The sequence below is a fragment of the Coprococcus intestinihominis genome (assembly GCF_040096555.1).
Taxonomy (GTDB): Bacteria; Bacillota; Clostridia; order Lachnospirales; family Lachnospiraceae; genus Coprococcus_A; species Coprococcus_A intestinihominis.
In genome coordinates, this window is the sequence record NZ_JBBMEK010000296.1 from 1 (window position 1) to 3,884 (window position 3,884).

The 3,884-nt window shown below is 41.5% G+C and carries 5 protein-coding genes and 1 pseudogene; 5 read left to right on the forward strand and 1 reads right to left on the reverse strand.

What is annotated here, in order from left to right:
* On the forward strand, positions 1-943 hold a 943-nt coding region (locus WMO25_RS15945), incomplete at its 5' end, for a plasmid pRiA4b ORF-3 family protein (RefSeq protein WP_349086145.1).
* Positions 944-1,031: 88 nt separating this feature from the next.
* Positions 1,032-1,229, forward strand: coding sequence for a helix-turn-helix transcriptional regulator (locus WMO25_RS15950; RefSeq protein WP_183776710.1), 198 nt, complete (start codon positions 1,032-1,034; stop codon positions 1,227-1,229).
* A 66-nt stretch (positions 1,230-1,295) separates the two neighbouring features.
* Here the strand turns inward: WMO25_RS15950 and WMO25_RS15955 are convergent, their stop codons facing one another.
* On the reverse strand, positions 1,296-1,994 hold the full coding sequence (locus WMO25_RS15955; protein ID WP_349086146.1) for an XRE family transcriptional regulator: 699 nt from the start codon (positions 1,992-1,994) through the stop codon (positions 1,296-1,298).
* A gap of 182 nt (positions 1,995-2,176) precedes the next feature.
* Between WMO25_RS15955 and WMO25_RS15960 the strand changes: the two are divergent.
* The 3 genes and pseudogenes from WMO25_RS15960 to WMO25_RS15970 form a co-directional block, all read left to right on the forward strand.
* Positions 2,177-2,896, forward strand: a pseudogene (locus WMO25_RS15960) (DNA polymerase Y family protein); the annotation flags it as partial.
* A 41-nt stretch (positions 2,897-2,937) separates the two neighbouring features.
* Positions 2,938-3,234, forward strand: a complete 297-nt coding sequence (locus tag WMO25_RS15965; RefSeq protein ID WP_349086147.1) for a hypothetical protein — start codon at positions 2,938-2,940, stop codon at positions 3,232-3,234.
* A 15-nt stretch (positions 3,235-3,249) separates the two neighbouring features.
* Positions 3,250-3,681: a hypothetical protein gene (locus WMO25_RS15970; RefSeq protein ID WP_349086148.1), complete on the forward strand. Its 432-nt coding sequence runs from the start codon at positions 3,250-3,252 to the stop codon at positions 3,679-3,681.
* Positions 3,682-3,884 lie beyond the last annotated feature (203 nt).

The following is a 3,884-nucleotide window of genomic DNA, read 5'->3' on the forward strand; positions in this document are numbered from 1 at the left end:
CAGTGAGAATTATGAAGATATATATTGGGACGATGATTATGAGAAAGGTGAAAGCTTTAAGACCTGGCTGAAATCCAAGTATTGTGGACCATACTCCTATGAAGGCGTGGGAGAGCATTACATTCCTGCACAGATTGAAGTAGACAGATTCCGAAAGGACTGGCCTGCTATTCAGAAGAAAACAACAGATCAGAGAACGTGGAATGTCTACATGGAAGGTCAGTGTGAGGAAATGCTGGAACGCCCGATGCTTTGGACTGTACTAAAAACACCGGCTGAACAGGCAGATTGGGATTCATGGAAACAGGAGAAAGAGGCCGCACTGAAACAAGTTGAGAAAAAACGTAAGGACATTATCAAAAAATACAGACAGCTGACAGCCCGTATGGACCAGATCGTTGAAGAGGCAGGAACGCATTTTGACGAAGAAGGAAATCCGACGATCGACATGGTTCCCTATTTCCGGGAGATGGAGGAACTGGACCGTGAATTAGAAATGCTGTGTATTGATTATAATCCTGAACCAATTCCGGCATTATCTGCATTGTGTTATCGATATGACTATGGCGATGGGTGGGAGATTAAAATCACCTGTACCAATGCCTGGTACGACAAAACCGTTTATGCCAGGGATGAAGAAGGCGATATGCTTCATGATAAAAATGGATTCGTTCCTGAGAAAGCTTTGTTTGTAGATGCCTTTGGTCAGCAAATAGACGGAGAGTTTCTGGACAAGTTGAGAGATATTCAGCGTAAGGAAAAACCAATCTGCATTGCCTGGGATGGAATGAGTCTTGTGGATGATGTTGGTGGTGTTGGAGGTTTTTGCGAATTCCTTGAGACGATTAACGGTGATGATCCGGAAGAGAAGAAAAGCTATAAAACGTGGGCAAGGAGTCTGGGATGGACCGGACGCATGCCAAAACCAGAAAACATGCTGTAGCTGTCGGGATTTTTGCACATTGTTTTATGCTACATTTTAGGAGCAGACGGGGAGTCTCTAAAAATTAGCGGGATGGTGATGTGTTGTGATGGAGTTCCAGACGAATTTAAAAAAGCTTCGTACCGAGGAGGGACTGACACAGGATCAGCTGGCCTTGCTGGTGGAAACCAGTACGGACACGATTGGAAGAATTGAGCGAAAGCAGAAGATAGCATCTTATGAGGTGCTGTTTCGTATCGCCAGATATTTCGATAAGCCTGTGGAAGATGTGTTCTGGTATGAGTGAGTGAACAAAAAGAGAAGGCTGATGCTGTCATGGATGTGATTTCCGTTGATGGCATCAGCCTTGATTTTATTTCACGACCTTTCCGAAGGTTCGAAGCTCCATTTCAGGTTTGATCTGGATAGGAGCATATTTTTTGTTGAGAGATATCAGCTGAACATTATCTTTGTTCTTCTGATATTTTTTAATATAAGCGTCACCGTTCAGATAGAAGATTCCGATATCGCCATTTTCCAGCTGATCCTGCTGATGAACCCATACGATCTGTTTATTCACATAGACTGGTTCCATGCTGTCGCCGGAAACGCGTATACCGAAGTCTGCAGTTGCTGGAACATCATCACCGACTTCAAATTCTTCATATTGATCGGAATCAAGGAAGAGGCCGGTGCCGGCAGAAGCAGGTTCTGTAAATACTTTAAGCGTTCTGTTTGTGATGTAAACAGGTTCTTCCCGGACATACATTCCGCTTTTGATCAGCAGATTCATATATTCAATCGCTTTCTTCTTACCTTCTTCATTGAGCTGAGCGAAGAGGTTTTCTTCGATAGCAATGCCGAAAGTATCATTAATATTATCTATTCCAAGAATCTCGCAGAGGGCAAAGAACTGAATTACATTTGGTGAATTCACATTCTTTTCCCATTTACTGATGGATCCGGGTTTTACTTCCAACCCTTTCTTATTCAAAAGATCAGCAAGCTGCAGCTGATTCAGATGTTTTTCTTTTCTCTTGGCAGCAAGTGTCATACCAAAATCTCTATACAAACCAGTCACCTCCCAAGGTATTAAATTCCTATATAGACTATAACGCAATTATTTCGCAAAAGCAAGTAAAATAGATTATAAATCGAAATATTGCACGTTTGCGTCTTCACTTCGAGTATAAATCGCTATATACTACCAGTATAACGAATCGAACAAATATTCGAAAAGAAAGAAGGTGCCGCATGGATCGTGTGATTATCCATTCCGATGCAAATTGCTTTTATGCCAGTGTTGAGATGCTGTATCATCCGGAATTTGCCGGCAAGCCACTGGCTGTTGGCGGAGATCCGGAAGCCAGACACGGTATCGTGCTTACGGCAAATTATATCGCGAAAAAGCATGGTGTAAAAACCGGTATGGCTTTATGGCAGGCCAGGCAGGCATGTCCTGATGTGATCTTTGTGCCTCCTCGAATGGATTTGTATCTGAGGTTCTCTTCAATGCTTCGGGAAATCTACGGCGAGTATACGGATAAGATTGAACCGTATGGCTGTGATGAAGCATGGCTGGATGTTTCCGACAGTATTTCCCTGAAGGGTGATGGCCGTAAGATCGCCGATGAGATCAGTGCCAGAGTCAAAAAGGAACTTGGCATTACGGTCAGCGAGGGCATTTCCTGGAATAAGATTTATGCAAAGCTTGGCAGTGACTACAAGAAGCCGGATGCGATTACCGAATTCAATCGGGAGAATTATAAGAGTCTGATCTGGAAGCTGCCTGCATCGGATCTTCTCTATGTCGGAAGATCTACCAACAGAACTTTGTCGAAGTATGGTATTCATACCATCGGTGATCTGGCTTGTACGGATCCGGATTTTCTCCTTAAAACACTTGGCAAGATGGGGCTTGTGATCCATTCCTTTGCAAATGGATGGGATGAGTCACCGGTAGAAGTGAATCATGACATGCCACAGTTTGCTGTCTGACTGAGAGGAGGAGAAAGATGTTTTGTTTAAAGCTCATTGGGAAAATATTATTGATTCCGGTCTGGTTTATTCTCATAATCGTGGGAATACTCGTTAAGCTGGTTGTGAATATGGTTTCAATTGCTAAATCATTTGTGGTGCTTGGACTGGTAGCTTTGGCAATAGGAACGATTATCTGTTACCAGGATTGGGTGCAGGTTGTATTTTTGTTCTGCCTGATCGTTTCAGCATTTCTGGTTTTGTATGTAAGTGTATTTATAGATGCTGCGATTGATCTGGCCCGGGAAAAATTAGTGAGAATATTGTTAGCATAGAGGAGGAGAAGAACCATGAGTAAAGAAAATGATTATATCCAATTACCACCGCTTCGTAGAGATACGGATTTGAAAGTGGTTATTGCATTGTGGGAATATGTAAAGATGCCAGAAGAATCCAGGCAAAAGGTCTTAGCATTTTTAAATGAATCAGAAAAGAATAATCCAGGTGGGGAGCTTCCCCCGCTTGATTATCTGCAATCACTTCCTGTTGAAGATATCAATGATTTTGATAAAGTTATGGGAAAGATTATTAATGACATTATTGTAGAAGCATGTGATCTGGCTTGTTGGGTATATGTCTGTAAGTTTATAGAAGGATTGTCATTGGAACAGATTGTGGATCAGAATAGAAGCGCAGAACAGTTTATAGCTGCTCTATTCTCTATGTTTGATAAATACATAGATATTCCTGATAACGATAGTAATAATATCAGACCATCATGAGTAAATTGATGCAGAACTGGGAATAAATATGCTATACTAATGTAGTTCCTTATTTTTTTACCTGTATACTTCGTTATACCTAAGTATTTTACATTGGAATATACAATCTGATAAGTTTCCTTAATCATAAGTACAATAAGGGTATCATATCGGAAATGAGGTGTAGAATACTTGCAAGCTGAGAACTATATTATTGCCAGGAT

What these genes read in the sequence shown, in the direction of transcription:
- WMO25_RS15965 (WP_349086147.1), top strand. Translation starts at nt 2,938, where the DNA reads ATGTTTTGTTTAAAGCTCATTGGGAAAATATTATTGATTCCGGTCTGG.
- WMO25_RS15970 (WP_349086148.1), top strand. Translation starts at nt 3,250, where the DNA reads ATGAGTAAAGAAAATGATTATATCCAATTACCACCGCTTCGTAGAGAT.
- WMO25_RS15950 (WP_183776710.1), top strand. Translation starts at nt 1,032, where the DNA reads ATGGAGTTCCAGACGAATTTAAAAAAGCTTCGTACCGAGGAGGGACTG.